At 39.1% G+C, this 20577-nt stretch carries 17 protein-coding genes; 13 read left to right on the top strand and 4 right to left on the bottom strand.

Annotated features, from left to right (window positions below; genetic code table 11):
- The first annotated feature begins 24 nt into the window (after positions 1 to 24).
- Positions 25 to 324, top strand: a complete 300-nt coding sequence (locus VEHSUH06_RS08420; RefSeq protein ID WP_009351071.1) for an HU family DNA-binding protein — start codon at positions 25 to 27, stop codon at positions 322 to 324.
- Positions 325 to 406: 82 nt separating this feature from the next.
- On the top strand, positions 407 to 1561 hold the full coding sequence (locus tag VEHSUH06_RS08415; RefSeq protein WP_105098523.1) for a glycosyltransferase: 1155 nt from the start codon (positions 407 to 409) through the stop codon (positions 1559 to 1561).
- 55 nt (positions 1562 to 1616) lie between these two features.
- Here VEHSUH06_RS08415 and VEHSUH06_RS08410 read toward each other — a convergent pair whose 3' ends face one another.
- Complete coding sequence (locus VEHSUH06_RS08410; RefSeq protein ID WP_054748625.1) at positions 1617 to 1937, bottom strand: hypothetical protein; 321 nt, start codon at positions 1935 to 1937, stop codon at positions 1617 to 1619.
- A gap of 112 nt (positions 1938 to 2049) precedes the next feature.
- On the opposite strand from VEHSUH06_RS08410, the gene VEHSUH06_RS08405 reads away from it, so the two are divergent.
- From VEHSUH06_RS08405 to VEHSUH06_RS10805, 5 genes are all read left to right on the top strand, one after another.
- The gene (locus tag VEHSUH06_RS08405; protein ID WP_105098522.1) at positions 2050 to 4065 is read left to right on the top strand and encodes an ABC-F family ATP-binding cassette domain-containing protein; all 2016 of its coding nucleotides are present in this window, start codon (positions 2050 to 2052) and stop codon (positions 4063 to 4065) included.
- A 133-nt stretch (positions 4066 to 4198) separates the two neighbouring features.
- Positions 4199 to 5665 carry a [FeFe] hydrogenase, group A gene (locus VEHSUH06_RS08400; RefSeq protein ID WP_105098521.1) on the top strand — a complete coding sequence of 489 codons (1467 nt, stop codon included), beginning with the start codon at positions 4199 to 4201 and terminating at the stop codon, positions 5663 to 5665.
- Positions 5666 to 5914: 249 nt separating this feature from the next.
- Positions 5915 to 6544, top strand: coding sequence for a DUF47 domain-containing protein (locus tag VEHSUH06_RS08395; protein WP_105098520.1), 630 nt, complete (start codon positions 5915 to 5917; stop codon positions 6542 to 6544).
- Positions 6537 to 7535, top strand: coding sequence for an inorganic phosphate transporter (locus VEHSUH06_RS08390; protein WP_105098519.1), 999 nt, complete (start codon positions 6537 to 6539; stop codon positions 7533 to 7535). Before VEHSUH06_RS08395 ends, VEHSUH06_RS08390 begins: the two co-directional genes overlap by 8 nt.
- A 363-nt stretch (positions 7536 to 7898) precedes the next feature.
- Positions 7899 to 8072, top strand: a complete 174-nt coding sequence (locus VEHSUH06_RS10805) for a hypothetical protein (RefSeq protein WP_167386491.1) — start codon at positions 7899 to 7901, stop codon at positions 8070 to 8072.
- A 263-nt stretch (positions 8073 to 8335) separates the two neighbouring features.
- On the opposite strand, the gene VEHSUH06_RS08385 is transcribed toward VEHSUH06_RS10805, so the two are convergent.
- From VEHSUH06_RS08385 to VEHSUH06_RS08375, 3 genes are read right to left on the bottom strand one after another with little or no spacing between them, the layout of a single operon-like run.
- On the bottom strand, positions 8336 to 9340 hold the full coding sequence (locus VEHSUH06_RS08385; RefSeq protein ID WP_105098518.1) for an ABC transporter substrate-binding protein: 1005 nt from the start codon (positions 9338 to 9340) through the stop codon (positions 8336 to 8338).
- 19 nt (positions 9341 to 9359) lie between these two features.
- Entirely contained in the window at positions 9360 to 10106 is a 747-nt protein-coding gene (locus tag VEHSUH06_RS08380) for an ABC transporter ATP-binding protein (RefSeq protein ID WP_105098517.1), read from the bottom strand.
- Positions 10107 to 10132: 26 nt separating this feature from the next.
- A complete protein-coding gene (locus VEHSUH06_RS08375; protein ID WP_105098516.1) occupies positions 10133 to 11140 on the bottom strand; it encodes an iron ABC transporter permease in 1008 nt (335 codons plus the stop codon).
- Between the two features lie 372 nt (positions 11141 to 11512).
- Here VEHSUH06_RS08375 and VEHSUH06_RS08370 point away from each other — a divergent pair, with 372 nt between their 5' ends.
- The 6 genes from VEHSUH06_RS08370 to VEHSUH06_RS08345 all read left to right on the top strand — a co-directional run bounded on the left by VEHSUH06_RS08370 (position 11513) and on the right by VEHSUH06_RS08345 (position 20574).
- On the top strand, positions 11513 to 11968 hold the full coding sequence (locus VEHSUH06_RS08370; RefSeq protein ID WP_105098515.1) for a PTS sugar transporter subunit IIA: 456 nt from the start codon (positions 11513 to 11515) through the stop codon (positions 11966 to 11968).
- A 21-nt stretch (positions 11969 to 11989) separates the two neighbouring features.
- Entirely contained in the window at positions 11990 to 12265 is a 276-nt protein-coding gene (locus tag VEHSUH06_RS08365; RefSeq protein WP_009351056.1) for a PTS sugar transporter subunit IIB, read from the top strand.
- Positions 12266 to 12296: 31 nt separating this feature from the next.
- Positions 12297 to 13664: a PTS ascorbate transporter subunit IIC gene (locus VEHSUH06_RS08360; RefSeq protein ID WP_009351123.1), complete on the top strand. Its 1368-nt coding sequence runs from the start codon at positions 12297 to 12299 to the stop codon at positions 13662 to 13664.
- On the top strand, positions 13664 to 14059 hold the full coding sequence (locus tag VEHSUH06_RS08355; RefSeq protein WP_105098514.1) for a YbaN family protein: 396 nt from the start codon (positions 13664 to 13666) through the stop codon (positions 14057 to 14059). Before VEHSUH06_RS08360 ends, VEHSUH06_RS08355 begins: the two co-directional genes overlap by 1 nt.
- Before the next feature lie 212 nt (positions 14060 to 14271).
- Positions 14272 to 15162 carry an AraC family transcriptional regulator gene (locus VEHSUH06_RS08350; RefSeq protein ID WP_105098513.1) on the top strand — a complete coding sequence of 297 codons (891 nt, stop codon included), beginning with the start codon at positions 14272 to 14274 and terminating at the stop codon, positions 15160 to 15162.
- Positions 15163 to 15489: 327 nt separating this feature from the next.
- Positions 15490 to 20574 carry a TonB-dependent receptor domain-containing protein gene (locus tag VEHSUH06_RS08345; RefSeq protein ID WP_105098512.1) on the top strand — a complete coding sequence of 1695 codons (5085 nt, stop codon included), beginning with the start codon at positions 15490 to 15492 and terminating at the stop codon, positions 20572 to 20574.
- Positions 20575 to 20577: the final 3 nt, after the last annotated feature.

Raw genomic sequence — 20577 nt, 5'->3', positions numbered from 1 at the left:
TTGTATTTTTAAGGAGGTTCTGTCATGAACAAAACAGAATTAATCGCAAGTGTTGCACAAAAAACTGAATTAACTAAAAAAGACGCTGAAAAAGCAGTAAAAGCTGTATTTGACACAGTTGCTGAAGAATTAGCTGCTGGCGGTAAAGTACAAGTAATCGGCTTCGGTACTTTCGAAGTTCGTGAACGCGCTGCTCGTGAAGGCCGTAACCCACAAAACGGTAAAACTATCACAATCGCTGCTTCCAAATCCCCTGCATTCAAAGCTGGTAAAGGTTTGAAAGAGCAAGTTAACGCTACAAAAGCTAAAAAACGCAAAAAATAATCCCTAAAGGATATGAAAGAGACCTTTCGAGGTCTCTTTTTTTTATCTATTTATGGTATAATGCACAGAGAAAGGGTGCACTATGAATAACGAAACATCACGGAAGGTTCTCATCGTGTCCGCCTCTATTGGGACAGGACATATGCAGGCCGCAAGAGCCATAGAAGAATATTGGAAAGAAAAAGAGCCACACGCATCGATTACTCATGTGGACTTTTTAGATACAGAAACCATGTCTGTAGAGCATTTAATTAAGGGGACGTATATCAAGATGATCGACGTGTTCCCCATGCTATACGATATGATTTATCGCGTATCAAAAGGGGAGCGACGGGGGACTATTTTGCAAACTGCATTATCGTATCTCCTTAAAAGTCGTATGCTCAAGCTTGTTCAACAAGAACAGCCAGATGTGATGGTCTTTACCCATCCATTTCCATGTGGGGCTGCGTCTATTTTGAAGCGCCAAGGTCATATTGATGTGCCATTGGTAGCGATTATGACGGACTTTAGCAGCCATCAATTTTGGCTCTATCCGCAGATTGATACGTACTATGTAGCGACCGAGTCTATGGTTACTGAAATGGTATCCGCCGGTATCGATGAAACACGTATTCATGTGTCTGGTATTCCTGTGCGCCGTGCCTTTTTCCGTGATGCTATTGAGGAATATAACTTAGAGGAACCTGTGAAAGTACTCGTTATGGGTGGTGGTCTTGGCTTGGGCTCCCTCGAAACGGCACTTAAACATTTAGATGAGGTTAATGGTATCGGTGAAATTACAGTAGTAGCCGGTCAAAATACGTCTCTCTATGAATCCTTAGTTACCCTTAGTGAGTCCATGAAAACAAAGACTATTGTATATGGTTATACGACCAATATTTCAGAGCTTATGAAATCATCATCCTTGCTCGTTACAAAGCCTGGTGCTCTGACTTGTATGGAGGCGGTTACAATTGGTTTGCCTATGGTATTCTTTAATGCCATCCCCGGACAAGAAGAGGCCAATGCAGAACTATTAGAGCTACGGGGCTGTGCTCGTTGGGCCCGTGATATTCACAACTTAGAAGACGTTGTGACCGCACTGCTTATTAATCCTCCAAGGCTACAACAAATGTCTGAGCGCGCTCGTGAATGGCATGTAGATGGAGCAGCTAATATTGTAAATAGCTTAATTGAAATTTTAGACGCTAAAAAGCAGGCGGAATTAGTACAAGCTGAAGAAGTAATTGGCTAATCAAAATTTGATATAGTAAAAGAAAAGCGATGACCCTAAGGTCATCGCTTTTGTATTATTGGTATTGCTCAATATGTTCTTCTCTAATTCTTTGTAGTGTTTCTAAGAACTCATCTGTGCTTTCAGCACTATCTAAAAGATCTTTTAATTGATAAGAATCATCCAATGTAACACTCCATTGGAAGGAGTCATTATCATCGTATACATTGAATACGATTGGTGTCTCCAAGTCCTCTGGCATATGACCGTCGTCGTCGGACACAGTTGCATAGGTGCCATCTTCTAAGAGCTCAGTAAATAATGTGTCATACCCATCGATGTCGATAAGTTCAAAGTTAATACTTTCATAAAAGTCTAAAAGCATATCCGTCGCCATGTGGACCTCCTCATGAATATATATGTTACGTTTATTCTACTGAGGGCGAATGTTACTGTCAATGGTAATGTGTAGTATAATAAGTAACAGAATTACAAAATAGGAGAATAACATGAACGTTATTAGTTTACAAAATATAGAGAAATCGTATGGTACAAGGCTGCTTTTTAAAGATGTAAATATTACATTTACAACTGAAAAACGACTGGGTCTTGTGGGCATCAATGGCACAGGGAAATCTACGTTCTTAAAAATATTGGCAGGCCAAATGGAGGCTGATAAGGGCACCATTGAGCGCAATGGCAAGGCAGGTATCCATTACTTAGCGCAAACCCCTGACTTTGATGCGGAATCCACCTTGCTAGAGGCCGTTCTAGATGGGGACCATCCTCGATTACAAATGGTAAAAGCCTTTGAAACCATCAGTCGCGAATACCGTCAAATGCAAGAAACTGGCGGAGATGATGCTAAATTATCTCGTAACTATATGAATGCCTTAGAACAAATGGATCAGCAAGATGGTTGGCAAGTAGAGCAGGAGGCTCGTATCATTTTGTCTAAACTGGGCTTTCCCGATGTAGAACAAAAGGTAGCCTTCTTATCTGGTGGTCAAAAGCGTCGTTTAGCGCTTGGTCAAGCGTTGCTATACCCATGCGATTTATTATTACTAGATGAACCGACAAACCATTTAGACGAAGATAGTATCGACTGGCTTGAGTCTTATTTAAGTGCCCGTCAAGGAGGACTCTTAATCAGCACTCATGATAGATATTTCCTTGATTCTGTATGTAATGGCATTTTGGAGCTATCTAATCGGCGCATGTATCAATACGATGGGAACTATGAAGAATTCATTGCTTTAAAAGCCGACAGAGAGGCTCGTGAGGCGGCTACAGAAGAGAAGCGTCGCCAGTTTTTAAAACGAGAAATTGAATGGGTTCGCCGTGGTGCCTTGGCGAGAACTACAAAACAAAAGGCTCGTTTAGACCGCTATGAAAAACTAAAAAATATGGAGAAAACGCGCCGTCCCGACCAAATGGATCCTATTGCATTAAAGACTCGTTTAGGAAAAACTATCTTTGATATTGAGCATTTAGAATTTTACTTTGATGAACGACCTATGATTAAGGACTTTACTTATCATGTGGTGCGTCATGACCGAATTGGTATTGTAGGGCCTAATGGCGTAGGGAAGTCTACCTTTATGAATATCCTTGATGGTACCTATAAACCTACAAGCGGTACTATCGGTAAAGGTGAGACGGTTCGTATTGCTCACTTCAAACAAGAACTGCCTGAGTTCGACGAAGATATGCGTGTTCTCGATTATATTCGTGAAGACCATTCTTATATGGTGCTCGGTGATGGTTCTACATTGAGCGCTGGGCAAATCCTAGAGCGCTTCCTCTTTACGCCTGAACTTCACGGTGTGCCGATTCGCAAGCTTTCTGGTGGTGAACGTCGTCGCTTATATCTTTTAAAATTACTGATGAGCGCGCCTAACGTATTATTGCTAGATGAACCGACGAATGATCTTGATATCCCTACATTAGAGGTATTAGAGGATTTTCTTGATTCCTTTAGTGGTGTCATCGTTACCGTATGTCATGATCGGTATTTCCTTGACCGCGTAGTAGACAAGCTATTTGTATTCACCGGTGATGGTCATATTGAAATCGTTCATGGCTCCTATTCTGATTACAAGGATGCTCTTGATGAAAGTAGTGGTGGAAAACGCCCATTTTATATGACAAATAGTAGCACAGCTGCTAGTGCCAAAGCTGTAAGACCTGTAGAAGCTGATGATGCTGATACCGATGACTCTATTCTTAATGAAGCTAATCTTTCTAATACACCTGGCGATCATAGTGGTATAATTAGTGGTAAAGTAGATACTTTCAAAGAATCCCCTAAAAAAGGCCTCAATAAAGCGGAAGAGGCAGAGTATGCGAGCATTATGGATGAGTTGCCAAAACTAGAACATTTACTTAAGGGCCTAGATGTGATGATAAGCCAAGTCGCTACTGATTATGAAAAAATGCAAGCCTTGATGGCTGAGCGAGAAGAAACTCAATCCCAAATAGATGCGCTTACCGAACGGTGGATGGAATTGGAAGAGCGCCTATAAATTCACGTATCATGCGATTTATTAATACCTGCTATGCAAAGGAATTACAAGTACTTTTATTGATAAAATATACAATGTATAGTATAATTTCTTCGATTAACGATAACAACGTTACCTAAGTAGGAGGAAACTCATGAGTAAGTATGAATTCTTAGACCGTCGCGTACCAATTGAAGACGGAAATATTGCATTAGTTCAAGATTTGTCTAAATGTAAAAATTGCTCCTTATGTCGTAAAGCTTGTGCTGTAGATATGGGTGTATTTGATTATTATGATTTAACAACTAATGGGGACCATCCTATTTGTATTCATTGCGGTCAATGTGCATCTATCTGTCCATTCGATTCCATCAATGAACGTAGTGAAATTGATGAAGTTAAAGCAGCGATTGCTGACCCTAATAAAATCGTTATCTTCCAAACGGCACCAGCTGTTCGTGTTGGTTTAGGTGAAGAATTTGGCCTTGAGGCTGGTACTTTTGTAGAAGGTAAAATGGTTGCAGCCCTTCGTAAATTGGGTGGTGACTATATCCTCGATACAAATTTTGGCGCTGACATGACTATCATGGAAGAAGCATCTGAGTTGTTAGAACGCGTTATCAACAGTGATGCGGTATTGCCTCAATTTACATCTTGTTGCCCAGCATGGGTTAAGTTTGCAGAAACATTCTATCCAGAATTCTTGCCAAACTTGTCCACTGCTAAAAGTCCAATTGCTATGCAAGCGCCTACGCAAAAAACATATTTTGCTGAAAAAATGGGCCTTGATGCAAAACAAATCGTTGCTGTTGCAGTAACACCTTGTACAGCCAAAAAATTCGAAATCCGTCGTGACGAAATGAATTCCTCTGCTGAATACTGGGATGTACCAGAAATGCGCGATACAGACTACTGTATTACTACACGTGAACTAGCAAAATGGTTGCGCGCAGAAGAAATTAATTTTGATGAACTTGAAGATTCTGCATTCGATCCATTGATGGGTGAAGCTTCTGGTGGTGGTATCATCTTCGGTAATACTGGTGGCGTTATGGAGTCTGCTATGCGTGCAGCTTATAAAATGGCAACTGGTGAAGATGCACCTCAAACATTGATTCCATTTGAAGCTATTCGTGGTATGGATGGTGCTCGTGAAGCTGACGTAGTAATTGGGGATAAAACATTACACGTAGCAGCAGTACATGGTACTGGCAACTTGCGTAAGTTCATCGAACGCATGCGTGCAGAAAACATCCATTATGACTTCATCGAAGTAATGGCTTGCCGTGGCGGCTGTATCGGTGGTGGTGGTCAACCACGTGTTAAATTACCGATGGCTGACAAAGCTCGTGAAGCTCGTATTGCGTCCTTGTATACTCGTGATGCAGAGGTACAAGTGAAAGCAGCTTGTGATAATCCAAATATCCAAAAATTATATGCTGAGTTCTTCGATGGCAAACCTATGAGCCATAAAGCACATCACATGTTACATACTACATTTGTGAGCCGTGCAGCGGACTTAGGCCCTAATGGTGCTTGTACGCCTGCTACATGTCCAACATCTGTGCCTAACTTGAAAAAGGCAGCAGAAGCGGCGAAAGCAGCAGCGGAAGCAAATTAATAAAATGTGAAGCAGATAGTTGATGATGACATCAGCTATCTGCTTTTTTTGTTTTGAAACATATTGATGGTGATATTTTATAGCGCACCTAAAGATAATAAGACTTTCACATAGTTGAATAACACATATGCTATATACGCATAGGGGTTAAAATATAGAGATTGGTAAATTAGTTTAGGAATTATAGTTAGTGTGCTATAATTAAGATATTATTATAGAAGCAATCAATACTGTTTCAGGAGGATCTTCATGGCTTTTAAATTAAAAGGAAAAGAAGAAAAATTTTTCAGTATTTTAGAAAATCATGCTGCTCTTACATATGAAAGTGCAGAGATGATGGAACGTGTGTTTAAAGGCGAAATCTCTAAAGAAGAGGCTTTTCTTGAAATTGATACAAAGGAAAAAGCTGCCGATGAATTAGTAAGCGAAACAGTAGAGCGTTTGCGCAAAACATTCATAACTCCAATGGATCGTGAAGATATTCAGCTCTTGATCGACCAATTGGATACTACATTAGATAATATCAAAGAAATTATGGATAAAATGGTTATGTACCACGTTAATAAACCAAGTGATGGTGCTATCCGCATGAGTGAAATCGTTGTAAAATGCGTTAAGCATATCAATAAATCTATCGGTTACATGGGTAGCCTTAAAAAGGACCATGTTAAGGTAGAAGGCCGTGTACACCAAGTATTGAAACTTGAGTCTGAAGCGGATAACATTTACCACGAAGAAATGGCTAAGCTCTTTACTGAGTGTACAGATCCAATTGAAATTATCAAGTGGAAGGAAATCCTTAGCGCCATGGAGGATGTAATCGATGGTTGCGAAGATTTGGTTGGTACATTCCGCCGGGTAGTATTGAAGTATGCTTGATGCTCAATATTTAGTATGGCTAGTAGTATTTTTGGCATTAGCCTTCGACTATATCAATGGCTTCCACGATACAGCGAATGCCATTGCTACATCCGTATCCACCCGTGCTATTGAGCCTAAAAAGGCGATTATGATGACTGCTGCACTCAACTTCTTGGGGGCGATGGTTAGTACAGGTGTTGCGAAGACTATCGGTGGTGACATCGTTATGTCTGCATCTCTTATCAATAGTAGTATCATTGCAGCGGCCCTTATTGGTGCCATTACATGGAACTTGTTGACCTGGTATTGGGGGATTCCAAGCTCCTCATCCCATGCACTTATTGGTGGTATCATCGGTGCCGTAGGTTGGTCTGTAGGCTTTGATGCTTTAAATGAGGCTGGTATCTTAAAAATCTTCTTATCCCTCATTTTATCTCCAATCGTAGCCATGATTGGTGGCTATATTGTAATGAAAGTTTTGTTACTCATCTTTGGTAGATTTTCTCCAATCGTATTGAATGATAGATTTAGATCCATGCAAATTGTATCTGCGGTTATGATGGCCTTTTCTCATGGTTCTAATGACGCCCAAAAGGCGATGGGGATCATTACCTTAACATTGCTTAGTGGCGGTTATATTGATACATTAGACGTACCATTATGGGTCAAACTTTGTTGTGCTACGGCTATGGCTATGGGGACTGCAGTGGGCGGTTGGAAAATTATCTCTACTATGGGGACTAAGATTTTCAAATTAGAAACTATTAATGGTTTTGCTGCTGATTTGAACTCTGCCATCACTATTTTTACCGCTACATTCTTGCACCTACCTGTAAGTACAACACACGTTGTAAGTGGTTCTTTATTAGGTGTAGGTTCCTCTAAACGTCTTAAAGCCGTAAACTGGGGTGTAGCAAGATCTATGGTGTTAGCTTGGTTTGTAACAATTCCACTATCTGGGATTGTAGCGGCTATTGCTTATGAATTAGGGCACTTACTATTTGGTTAATACATAACTATATAACAATACAAAAGACTGCGAAAGCAGTCTTTTTTTGTAGGACCTAAATTCATAAGATTGTGTCTTAGAAATAGATAATGGCGTTAGATTTTGGTTGGTTTTAAATACTATATTCTATAAAAGCGATTTATCTATATTTGGCAACGTTGATGTTGGAATTCAAGTTGTATAGGAAGAAAAACTTATAAATATGTGGTTTTGTGAATTATGCGTTTTATTAATAAATGCAGTTTATTACTTGTTTATAGGCTGTTTTGGGTTTGTTTAAAATGAATAACTATTGCATACTTATGTATCGGAGGTTATACTATCGGTAGAAGGAGTTTTTTAAGTGAAAAGTGAGGTAAGTATATGGCATGGGGTGGAACTAGACGCGGTGCCGGGCGCCCACGTAATCCTATTAAACGTATTGGTAGAACTATTCGACTCAGTGATGAAGAATTTCTTTCACTAAAACCCTTGATCATGGCCATTAAGGCTAATAACGATAAACGATATAGGCAACAATGTGCTAGAAACGCATAAATGTATACATAGATAGATAAATAAATATATAAACGCATACATAACTAATTAGGCATTGTCACAGCATATACAACTTAATAAACTTTAAATCTATTTTACAATAATCTATTATTCCTAAATCTTTCAACTACAACACATCTCTACTCTCTAAATCATATGCTGTGTGCAATACAAGTAGTACGAAAAAGGTCCCAATTCTTTTGAATTGGGACCTTTTCGTTGATTATAATTAGGTAAATTATATTAGTGTATTATCAGCTATATTAGTCGATTTTAACGCCGTGAATTTCTTCAGCTAAACGTTTTAGAGCATCAACTGTACGTACACCAGGAGTGATTTCAGATAGTTTTACACGAATGAAATGCCCTTCCTTAACAGCTGTAATATCTTGAAGTTGAGGATTAGATTTAATTTTTTCTACTTTTTGTTGGAAATCGTCATCGTTACGGATAGAGTTGCCATAGTCAGCGATGATGATATAATCAGGATTTTGAGCAATTACTGTTTCCCAAGATCCTTTAGCCCATGTTTTATCTACACCTAAGCCGCTCATTACATTGTCAGCGCCAATGAGTTTTAAGATGTTAGTAGTATAACCTTCGAAGGCTGTGAATGGTTGGCCATCTTCAGAGTCATAAATGAATACACGTTTACGAGGCAAGTCTTTAAGTTTAGCTTGGATAGCTTCTAACGTTTTACGTTGACCTGCAACCCATTCTTCAGCTTTTGCTTTTACACCGAAGATCTCACCTAATTTAATCATGTCGCTAAAGTTAGTTTCTAAATCTGCTTTAGTAGACAACATAGATTCAGGAATCCAAATATTAACTTTTTGAGCGATCATTTTGTCTGCAGGGATAGCGCGTTTGCTGAAGGAGTCAGGCCAGCCTGTAGCAAAGTCAGGTTTTACGGACATGAATACTTCGTAAGAAGGCCATTTTTCTGCTAATACTTTTACTTTGTCATAAGATGCTTGAAGAGGTGGATAGATTTCTTCCTCTTTAAATGCAGTACCTGCCATTTTGTCTTCAAGACCTAATTGAAGCATCATTTCTGTAGTTGCTTGAGACATGGATACCGCATGAGTAGGGGCGGATTTTACGGCAAAGTCAGTTTTTGTACCGTCAAATGTTTCACTCCACGTTACAGATTTACCGTTGTCAGCTGCGCTTTTAGTTGTATCAGAACCACAACCAGCAATAGCAAATGTGGCGCATGCCATAGCAATTAATAGTAATTTTTTTGATTTTCTTAATTTTTGAAACATAGTAAGCCCTTTCTTTTAATTAATAATATAAGTGATAGCGCCCTTCATCCCAAGAGGTTTTGAAAGGAACTTCAAATATGGGTTCAAGAATTTCAGGTGTCAGCACTTCAGTGGGAGAACCTTCCTTTAGGATTGTTCCTTTATTCATAATTACGATATGATCACAATATTGAGCCGCTAGATTTAAATCATGTAGAACTACGATAGTTGTGCCTTTGAAAGCTCGCAATTGTTTCATAAGCGCTACCTTATACTTCATATCTAGATGGTTAGTAGGTTCATCTAAAAGAAGTATTTGAGGTTTTTGCGTTAACGCTTTTGCAATAAAAACGCGTTGTTTTTCCCCACCTGAGAGGTGATGAATTTCTTCGTCAGCTAAATGAGTAATGCCTACTTCGTTCATATAGTGCTCTGCGATTTTTACATCTTCTGCACTATAGGTACCGAAGTGTTGCTTGTATGGATAACGGCCCATGAGGACAATATCTTTTACGAGGAAATCATCGATCATAGAGTCCCTAGACTGTGTTAACACTGCTACTAATTGAGCAAACTCACGACCTTTATAAGACTCTAAGGGTTTATCATTTAATATAATTTTGTTTTTAGATGGTTGAAGCCGATATAGATGGCTAAGTAGCGTAGACTTACCACATCCATTCGGTCCAATTATGGCTGTTATTTTATTAGCTGGAAATGTTACAGAAATATTCTTTAACACTTCCTTTTTCTCATACGAGAAGGACAGCTGATTAATTTGATACATAGTATCTCCTGTAGACATGATATACACTAACCATTATGTTTGTAACGATTCATAATAATCCAAATGAAGAGTGGAGCCCCTAGTAAGGATGTAAGAACGCCGATTGGAATTTCCTCCGGACTATACAGCGCTCTTGATAATACATCTGACCATATCATGACGATACTACCGATTAGAGCACTAAAGAGTAAAGTGTTTCTATGCTTAGGGCCGCCCACAATTCTAGCTAGGTGTGGAATTATGAGTCCTATAAAGCCGACTACACCTACTTTTGATACTAATGTGGCAATAACAATAGAGGATATAATAACGATGCTTAGCTGTAGCTGTTTAACGGATAAGCCCATTTGCGCTGCTTCATGATTACCTAGTAGTAGCACGTCGAGATCTTGATTAAACATATAGATGTATAGCATAAACAAGGTTACAATGATAGCTGTTAATGGTAAATCACCCCATTGAATGCCTGCGAAGCTACCTAGTAACCAGAACATGGCACTTCGAACTTGTGCCTCGTGCTTGGCTCCGTAAATAATCATCATGGTTAGTGCAGAGAATATACCAGTCATACCCATACCGATGAGGATGAGCTTTACTGGGCTGTTACTTTTACCAACACATAGTAATACCATTATGATGGAAAGAGCAGCGCCTAAGGCGGCAAAAATAGGCGTATTATACTGACCTAAGAAGGGGAGTCCACCCATGATGATAGCAAAGACGGCACCTGTACTAGCACCTGATGAAACACCTAATACATAAGGGTCGGCCAGTGCGTTTCTTGTTACTGTTTGCATTAACAAACCCACAAGGGATAGGCCAATGCCTGTCAGTACGGAGTAAATCAGTCGTGGTAAGCGTATATCTGTAATAATCGTATCTGTCATCGAAGCTTTGGCGTTGGGATCGATCAACGACATAAGAGCTGAAATAATTTGATCTAAAGGGATAAAATTAGCCCCAAATTGCAAAGCTGTTACTAAGGAAATACAAAGTAGTAACCCTAGTATAAATACTTTTACGGAAGTCTGCATAAATTCTCCTTATTCTGTTTTTGTGTAGGTGAAATATACTTTATCTAAGTATAGAGAGTTTTCAATATATATACAATATACATACTTGTATAGGTATGATAAATATAGGTGTTCTATAGAATGTTCATAAGGGTTATAGAGTTAAATATAGAGCTGATTCTATAATAGTATTAAATTATTTAAGTATGATTAGTGGAATAATATGAGCATTTAATCATATATTAGCTTGATGTTAAAAAATTATAAAACAACAGTTTTGAATGTTAGATTTATTCATTTTGATAAGGTCATTGTTATTTTGATATATGAAAAACTTCTTTTAATGGCTATAATAGAAATATATGTATAGATGTAAGCTTAGGAGGTGTTAGCTTGTTACAAGATTTATTATCCGAGGATAATGTATCGTTTCACTATCCCGCTGAAACGTGGGAAGAGGTAATTCGTCACGGTGGCCAACTCATGGTTGATGCTGGTTTTACTGATCCATCTTATACAGAGGCTATGGTTGAGGTGGTACGCGAAATGGGTCCATATATTGTATTGGCTCCAGGTCTTGCTATGCCACATGCTCGTCCTGAACATGGCGCAAAACGAGTAGGTACAGCCTTAGTTACGTTGGAAAAACCATTGAACTTTGGTAGCCCAGATAATGACCCTGTATCTGTAGCATTGTTCTTATGTGCTCCTAATAAGGATGAGCATATTCAATTGTTGACAGATATCGCTACTTTGTTTGAGGATGAGGAATTTCTAGATGCAGCCGTTGAGTTTGAAAGTATAGATGATGTACAAGCATTCTTGGCAGAGCATTTAGATGAACAATAATAGCTATAGAAGGAGGTAATTATGATTTCTGTATTAACTGTATGCGGTAATGGCATTGGTTCTAGCTTGATGCTAAAAATGAAAATCGAAGAGATCTGTGCTGAAAACGGCATTGATGCACAAGTTGAGTCAATCGATTTTAATGCGGCACAAGGTCGTAAGGCTGATCTTATCGTAACTGTAAAAGAATTGGCAGAACAATTCGAAGGTAAAAATATCGCCATTGTTCGCAGCTATATTAATAAAAAGAAAATCACAGAAGATGTTCTTGAAGCATTAAAACAAGCTGCACAATAATTTTTAACAACTATATATAGGAGGTAGTGCCATGGAAATGGTATTAGAGTTCTTACGTGACGTGCTGTCTCAACCAGCACTTTTAATTGGTATTATGTCATGTGTAGGCTTAGTTGCTTTGAAACGTCCGTTTCATAAGGTAATGACAGGTACATTAAAACCGATTCTTGGCTACTTAATGCTCGCAGCAGGCGCTGGCGTTATCGTTAGCAATCTTGATCCACTAGGTAAGATGATTGAACATGGCTTCCATATTACTGGCGTTGTACCAAACAATGAAGCTATTGTGGCTGTTGCACAAAAGGTTCTTGGCGTTGAAACGATGTCTATTCTCGTAGTAGGCTTATTGATGAACTTATGTATTGCTCGTTTCACCAAGTTCAAATATGTGTTCTTAACAGGTCATCACAGTTTATTTATGGCATGTCTCATGTCTGCCGTACTCGGTACAGCAGGTTTGTCTGGTATGGAACTCATCCTTGTAGGTGGTTTCTTGATGGGCGCATGGTCTGCAATTTCTCCAGCTATTGGTCAAAGCTACACATCTAAAGTTACTGATGGTGATGAAATTGCTATTGGTCACTTTGGTAGTTTAGGTTATTATTTATCTGCTTGGGTTGCTCAATATGTAGGTAAAGCTGAAGATAGCACAGAAGATATTGAAATCCCTGAAAAATGGGGCTTCTTGCGTGACTCCACATTATCTACTGCATTGACTATGATCGTATTCTATTTGATTGCAGCTATTGCAGCAGGCTCTGAATTCGTATCTACTTTATCTGGTGATATGAGTCCTTACTTATATGCTGTTATGAGTGCTATGAACTTTGCTGTAGGCGTAACAATCGTATACTCTGGTGTACGTATGATCTTAGGCGATTTGATTCCTGCCTTCCAAGGTATTGCTACAAAAATTATTCCTAATGCCATCCCAGCTGTAGACTGTGCTGTATTCTTCACATATGCTCCAACAGCTGTAGTATTAGGCTTCCTTAGCTCCTTCATCGGCGGTATCATCGGTATGCTTATCCTTGGTGCTGTAGGTGGTGTATTGATTATTCCTGGTCTTGTACCACACTTCTTCTGTGGTGCTACAGCAGGTATCTATGGTAATGCTACAGGTGGTCGCCGTGGTGCCGCAGTAGGTGCGTTCCTTAATGGTTTAGCTATTACATTCTTGCCAGCAATGGCCCTTCCAGTTCTTGGTCAATTAGGCTTCCAAAATACAACATTTGGTGATGCGGACTTTGCTGTAATGGGCCTTGTATTAGGTAATGCTTATGAATGGGTAGGTATGGCTGGTATTTACGGTATCGTAGCTATTGCTGCATTAGTACTTATCATTCCTAACTTTATTAAAACAAAAGGTAAAGTAATTAACTACGTAGAAGAGGATTAATGAAAGCAACTGAACAACATAGTAATGTTGTAGTTAGATATGTATTTCTGGCCATTGGTGCAATTAGTTTTGCCCTCGGTACAGCAGGCATCGTACTACCACTGTTACCAACAGTTCCGTTATATATGCTAACATTATTTTGTTTAGCCCGAGGATCTGAACGATTCCATAAGATATTTTTGGAGTCTAGTTTATATCAAAAGACTGTTGGTGCTTATGAACGCGATAAAGCGTTGACGTTGCGGACAAAGTTGTCCATTCTCTTATCGGTTAGTACAATAATGGCAATTGGTGCCTATTTTAGTCAAGATATGCCCATTGCACTTATCGTTATGGCCTTTGTATGGATTGGTCATGTTATAGCATTAGTCTTTATTGTAAAAACAAAAAAATAAAGAATTATCTCTGATAATTCTAAATATAGCCTTGTAAGTTAGACCGCGTTGGTTTAACTTGCAAGGCTTATTTTATTGCAGAATCAAAAACTTATATTTTCAAATAAAAAATGAATTATTACTATTTTTAATTTGACAATGAATATCAATAATTATACTATAATAATTGTTTATATAATAATTTTTATAGTATTTGTGTATATGGTGATAGTATGAATCCACATAATCATGCAGTTTCACATGCAGGAATTTCTATGTCGAGACATACAGTGTTTGACGGTATTGATTTGATGTTCCTTGATGTGAAGCAAGAAACGATTCAATTTTATGCTAAATCACATACAAAGACGTTTGCCATAAATCATTGTGAAGAGGGGCGTATTGAGTGCAAGTTTACATCTGGTGATTATTTATATATGGGACCAGGTGATATGTCCTTAGGGTGGCATATTCATGCTGATTATCAACATGAGAACTACTTCCCTACAAAACTGTTTAAGGGGATTGTATTACTCGTAGATGTTGAAAAGGCTCAACCCGTATTAGATGCACTTGTTACTGAAGCGCGCATCGATTTGACTCAATTAGCAAACCGATTCTGTGAGCATTCTGACTTTGGTATGATGATGGAAGAGACGGAATCTGTTCGTCAGATTTTTTCTAGTTTATATACGGTGCCTGAACAAATTAAGGAACACTATTTTAAATTAAAAGTCATTGAAATCTTCTTGCTGTTATCTGTTATTTCTACAACTAATCATGAAAAGAGAAGTTCTTATCGTAAACAACAAGTAGATATTGTAAAAGCTGTTAATGAACATATATCTACACAGTTTATGAAACGACTCACTATAGATTCCTTGTCTGAGGAATTTGATATTCCTACATCAACATTAAAGCGTTGTTTTAAAGGGGTATATGGTACGACAATCCATCAATATTTAAAGGAATGTCGTATTAATGCAGCTAAGCGTTTGCTTCAAGAGTCAGATCAATCTATTTTAGAAATTGCTAATGCCGTAGGCTACGAGAATGGCAGTAAATTTACTAGTGCATTCAAAGAGGCTACAGGTGTAACACCTAGTGCTTATCGTAAAGTATAAATACCTTAAGTTAAGCCAAACTAAACCAAGGCGTGCATTATAGTGCTTAGTAATATATATAATATAAGTATGTAAGGCTTAGCACGAGTAGGTTATAAAAACTTAATATTGTCCGAAATGTATATTTTTGGTCTTTTCGGAGTAGATATGCAAGATACACTTTGCTAACATAAAAATGTGAATGATATTCAATGTCATTATATGTTGGTAAAGTGTATCTTTTTTTGATGGTAGTGGGAGATACAAAATATATGGTTAGTTGTAAATTGAGGAGGGCACAATGAATAGGTGGGGACATACAAATAGTTGTAAATTGAGGAGGGCACAATGAATAGGTGGGGACATACAAAACGTAATATTATTCTGTCGAGTGCAGTTGCCTTGTGGCTTAGCGCACCTCTCGTAGTTTGGGCGGATAATGCGACTGTAACTACGGATGTTGTTCATGTCAAAGGTACATGGGCAGAAGAAGAAGCAAAATTGAACTCACAGCAAGTGCAAATCATTACCAAGAAAGAGATTGAAAAGAAACAGGCGAAGTCCGTCGAAGATATTATATTTACTCAAACAGGTGTATCTAGAACCGTTGATGCTATGGGCCGTGTTGGTGTATCTATCCGCGGTGCCGAAGCGCGTCACACACTGATTCTTGTCGATGGTCAACCTGTACTCGGCGATTTTGATAAGTACTCTGGTGCAGCAGACGAAGTACAACGGCTAGGCACAGAAAACGTTGAACGTATAGAGGTTATTCAAGGTGCTGCCAGTGCTAAATACGGCTCTGATGCTATAGGTGGTGTAGTTAATATCATCACTAAAAAGGCACAAAAGAAACCATCCTTGCAATTAAATGCAGAAGGTATGCGACGTAAAAGCGATGGCGATGCGTTCCCATTCCAAAACTTCTTCATTCGTGCCGACTCTGGTCAAATGGGGAAATTGAAGGTTGGTTTATCCGGTAGTAAACGAGATCTCATGCCTGTATTGGCATCCGTTAGCCGGCGTGCATCTGGTATGGCTTATGACTATGCAAAACATAATTTTAAGCCCAATGTACTTCGTCACTACGGTGATGCAGCCGATATTGGTCTTGTAGCAACTTACGAGGCAAATGATAAAAATAAATTTGAAATGCGTCTCAATCGTTATACAGAAGATCTTGTGCGCGATGTTAAACACTCTGATTCCGACTTAGAGCCACAACAACATTTTAAACGTACCGCGGACCGTAATACGGCAAACTTACAATGGTCATCTCGAGCAGGTAAAAGCGATTGGACTGTTGAAACTAACTACTCCCGCATCAAAGAAAATGATGTAGCACTCATTAGTTATACTGGTCGTTCTGCGTATGAAGGCTCCAATGAGTTGCGCTATATCGATAATATCGATCATCGCCAATTAGATATTCGAGCTAATGCGAACACACAACTTAACAAAAACCATCTGCTTAGCTACGGCGTAAGCTATGCTCGTGAAGAAGGCTCTGGTAGCCGCTTAAAGAGCTCTCCTAATACAAGCACTATGTACATCGATCCTTGGGATTACGATAAGAGCTTGCTAGTGGATAAACTTGACCGTCTTGTACGTCGTAAAGGCGATAATAGCATTAAAGTGTACTCTCACATCCACGACTACAAATTCATTAATTCCGGTGGGGGTATGCCACAATGGGATATGGATTATGAATACTATGGCGCCGAAACAGATGCTCAAAAACCAGGTATTACATATGATGACTATATAAATTATGGTTTATCTGAAAGCCGATTAAGTGATTGGTCTAGTACATCCCCAAATAATCAACCTGTAACGGATGAGTTTAAAGCTCGTTATAAAGCCTTAGAAGATCGTTTAAAAGCAGAAAATCCTGTATTATCTGCCACACGTGCCAATATCGTAGGTGACTATTTTAAATATGGCGAGTCCAATGATCCGGAAATGCGTAAAAAGGCGCCTAAATTAAATGGCAAAGCCTTCTTAGAAGAGTACCGCAATCGAGATCAACGATTGACTACTGGTAGCGGTACAATCCGTAAGTTAAACGCTTATATTTCTGATACTTGGCAAGTGAATAAGAATTTAACATTGTCTCCAATTTTACGTTTTGATAATAGTAGCTTGTTTGGTTCTAACCTATCTGCTTCCTTAGGTATGACCTATAACGTAAAGGGCAATACACATCGTAGATTTAAAGCCAATGTAGGGACTGGTTATACTGAGCCAGGCATGGGCGAATTGTGGTATAACTGGGAAATGTATGCTTCTAACCCTGTAGGGATTGGGGTGGCAAAACTCGGTTGGTACTGGGCTGGTAATCCTAATTTAAAACCTGAAAAATCTGTAAACTTTGATATGAGTTTGGAAGGGGAAAATAAAAATACCTATGCTCGCGTAGGTGTATTCCACAATCGTATCAAGAACTATATGTCCGTGTACTTCACAGGGGACTTCATGGACTTTGCGCCATACCTCAAAGGCGATGCGAAGTATCAACGGGCACCAGACATGATTTACAGCTTTAAAAATATTGGTAAAGCAGAAATCACAGGTCTTCAAGCTGAAGTACAACAAAAGTTCGGCAAATATTGGTCTGGTAAGTTAGGTTATACATACTTACATGCCATCAACAAGAGCGATCCTTCAATGCCTCGTCAATTGCTTGATAAACCAATGCACAAGGTTGATATCGGTATTACTTATGACAATCCTAAATCCGGTTGGAATGGTTCTATCTGGGGTGATTATTATATCAACATGCTTGATAGTAATACTCTTAATAACGGTGGTAACTATTGGCCAGATATCTTGTCCGGTGATGCAGGCGTTTATAATAAGCAAACTTATGAAAAGAAAACATTTGGCATTTGGAACGTAATGGTTCAAAAACGATTCAATAAAAATGCCATGATGTACTTTGGTATCAACAATATCTTCAACCATCGCGACGATGACCGTGCCACACAAGAACGGGTATACCGCGTAGGCGTTAACCTTAAATTCGGTGGTGGCGATGGTACAAAAACGACAGCTATCGGCAAGACCAAAAATGGCGCAAAGGCTGGCGTAGCAGGTGCAAATGTAGCGGCTGCTAATAGTGATGTTGGTAGTGCTGAATCTGGCGTACAAAACGTAGCTGATGTAGTTCGCTTAACTGATTTTATTCATTCTGATTTTGATACCACTAAAGAGCGTGGTGTTACATTAGTCGGCGATTATAGAGCACGCTGGATGGCACATGATGGATCTAATAGACCTCAATCTCCATTTAGAGCTAACTCCGCTATCGGTTCTGCAAAAGCGAATATGTACGATGCTAATCGTCATAGCTTTGAACAACGATTGCGCCTTGGCTTTGATGCACGCTTTAATGAGTTTACAAACCTTAAGGTTATCGGTAGTGCGACTGGCATGAGTGGTGTCGATACAAGTTGGACTCAATCTGATTCTAAAGGCTTTAACCATCAACGACTCGATACAGTGAATCTCACAAGACGGGTTAAAAAATGGGACGTATCAGTGGGCCGCTTAACAGAGCCAATGGGGGCTAGTGGTTACTGGTTTGGTCAATCTTATGATGGTGTTCGTGCCGTTTGGAATGGTCACGACTCTCAAGTTCGTATCGGTGTTGGTACTTTCAAACATAGTACAGGTATCACTGATTCTGCCTATACTCATGCAGTACATGAAGTTATCTACAGACCACCAACAGCAGCTGAATTGATTGGTATTAACCGTGATGAGTTCCCATACGATATTAGTAGTGCTACAAAAACAGGTTCTGATGGTGAGAAAAAATCTGATGAAGATGCAGCTGCACCAGATAGTCCTAATGGTATTTATGATTCTACTTATAAAGGCAAGACAGATAGCCTTTACTTCTATCAACAGCTAAAAGGTTTGCAAGATGAATATGAAGCGTATAAAGCTACATTGAATCTAAGTTGGAGCAATCCGAATCGGGATCAAGAAATTGAAAAGGCTAATGCTAAGCTTGCAGAAACACAACAAAAACAAGCTCAAGTGATGAGTCGATTACAAGATATTCTTACAAAGGCATACCCTACAGATATGGCGGAGAAAAAATTCTCCCTCGATATTCCATCTGGTGGTTATGCAATGTACGAAATTACTAATAAGAATACAGGGGAAAAACTATATAAGACTAGCGACATTATGTATAATGTGAACTCTTCTTTATACCCTGAATCCTTAAAAGAAAAGGCTAAAGGTCTTATCGTATCTACTGATAATAAAGATGCTTTGTTGAACCCAAAAGATTATGTTGATAAACATAGTGCTGATATTAACCAATCCATTGCAGAAATTGCTAAGTATAATGCTACAGATAACTGGAGCAACTATAACAATAGTGAGCTTGATGTAGTTTGGGTTAAACAGCCAGATGGGACGTTCAAACAATCTTATGATTACTATGGACAACCAGCTAGTGATTATGAGTTCACTGGCTATTTAGGTGCTAAAACGTATAAATACGATAGTGGTAGCTATGTATTTAGCGATTTTGATGCTAAAGATGCTATTTATAAAAAGAACTTTACAATGTCCTCCAGTGATTGGGGGGAAGGTAGCTCTTATTATGGTTGGGGCATGCCAAATGCAATGTTTAACTATATGTATAATCTTGAAAAGGTTGTACATGATGCAGAGTCTGAAAACAAATTGCCTCGTGAAGCGATTGGTAAGATCATTGGCAACTTGATTCGCACAGAAGGGGTAGTTCTTGAAAAAGATACTGTGCCAGCTATTGATAAAGCAGCCTTTGTTCAATACAAGAAACAAATAGGCTCTCGTCTTGGTTTGCAAGCCTGGTATTTACGATCCTTTGGTGGTAAAACTCATACATACCTCAATGCAAATGGCAACGACAATGATGAATATAGCTTCTCCAATGTAGCTCATGTATTCGGTATCGGTGCTAAATATCAACTGGGTGCTAATGCATCTGTTACCGTTGATTACGGACAAAACCGTTCCAACCTTGGCCGTTACTTAAACGGTAATACGGTTTATGAACATGAACGAGGCACAGCAGACTTTGCGCTTAAAGGTCATCAAATGGGGGGGACACCACACTTCTGGATGGCTCGTCTCGATATTGGCCGTGCTGACCTAGATATTCCAAAATCCTGGAATGCGTTCATCGATTACAAATACTTTGAACATGGCTCCTTCTTTGGTGGCAATGGTACTGGCGCAGTACCGGATCGTTATCTTGACGGTATTCGCAGCTTTACATTCGGTGCCGGCTATGTACCTCGTAAGGACTTGCTCCTTGAGGCATTCTATACATTCGATGCGAAGGGCACTAATAAACGAGATACTTTATATGGTAGTGAAAGCTTTAAGTTAGGCGATTATACAAGAATTCAAGGGACCTACAGGTTCTAATAT

It is taken from the genome of Veillonella sp. S13053-19, assembly GCF_002959835.1.
Taxonomy (GTDB): Bacteria; Bacillota; Negativicutes; order Veillonellales; family Veillonellaceae; genus Veillonella; species Veillonella rogosae.
This window is presented reverse-complemented; position numbering and strand designations above follow the sequence as displayed.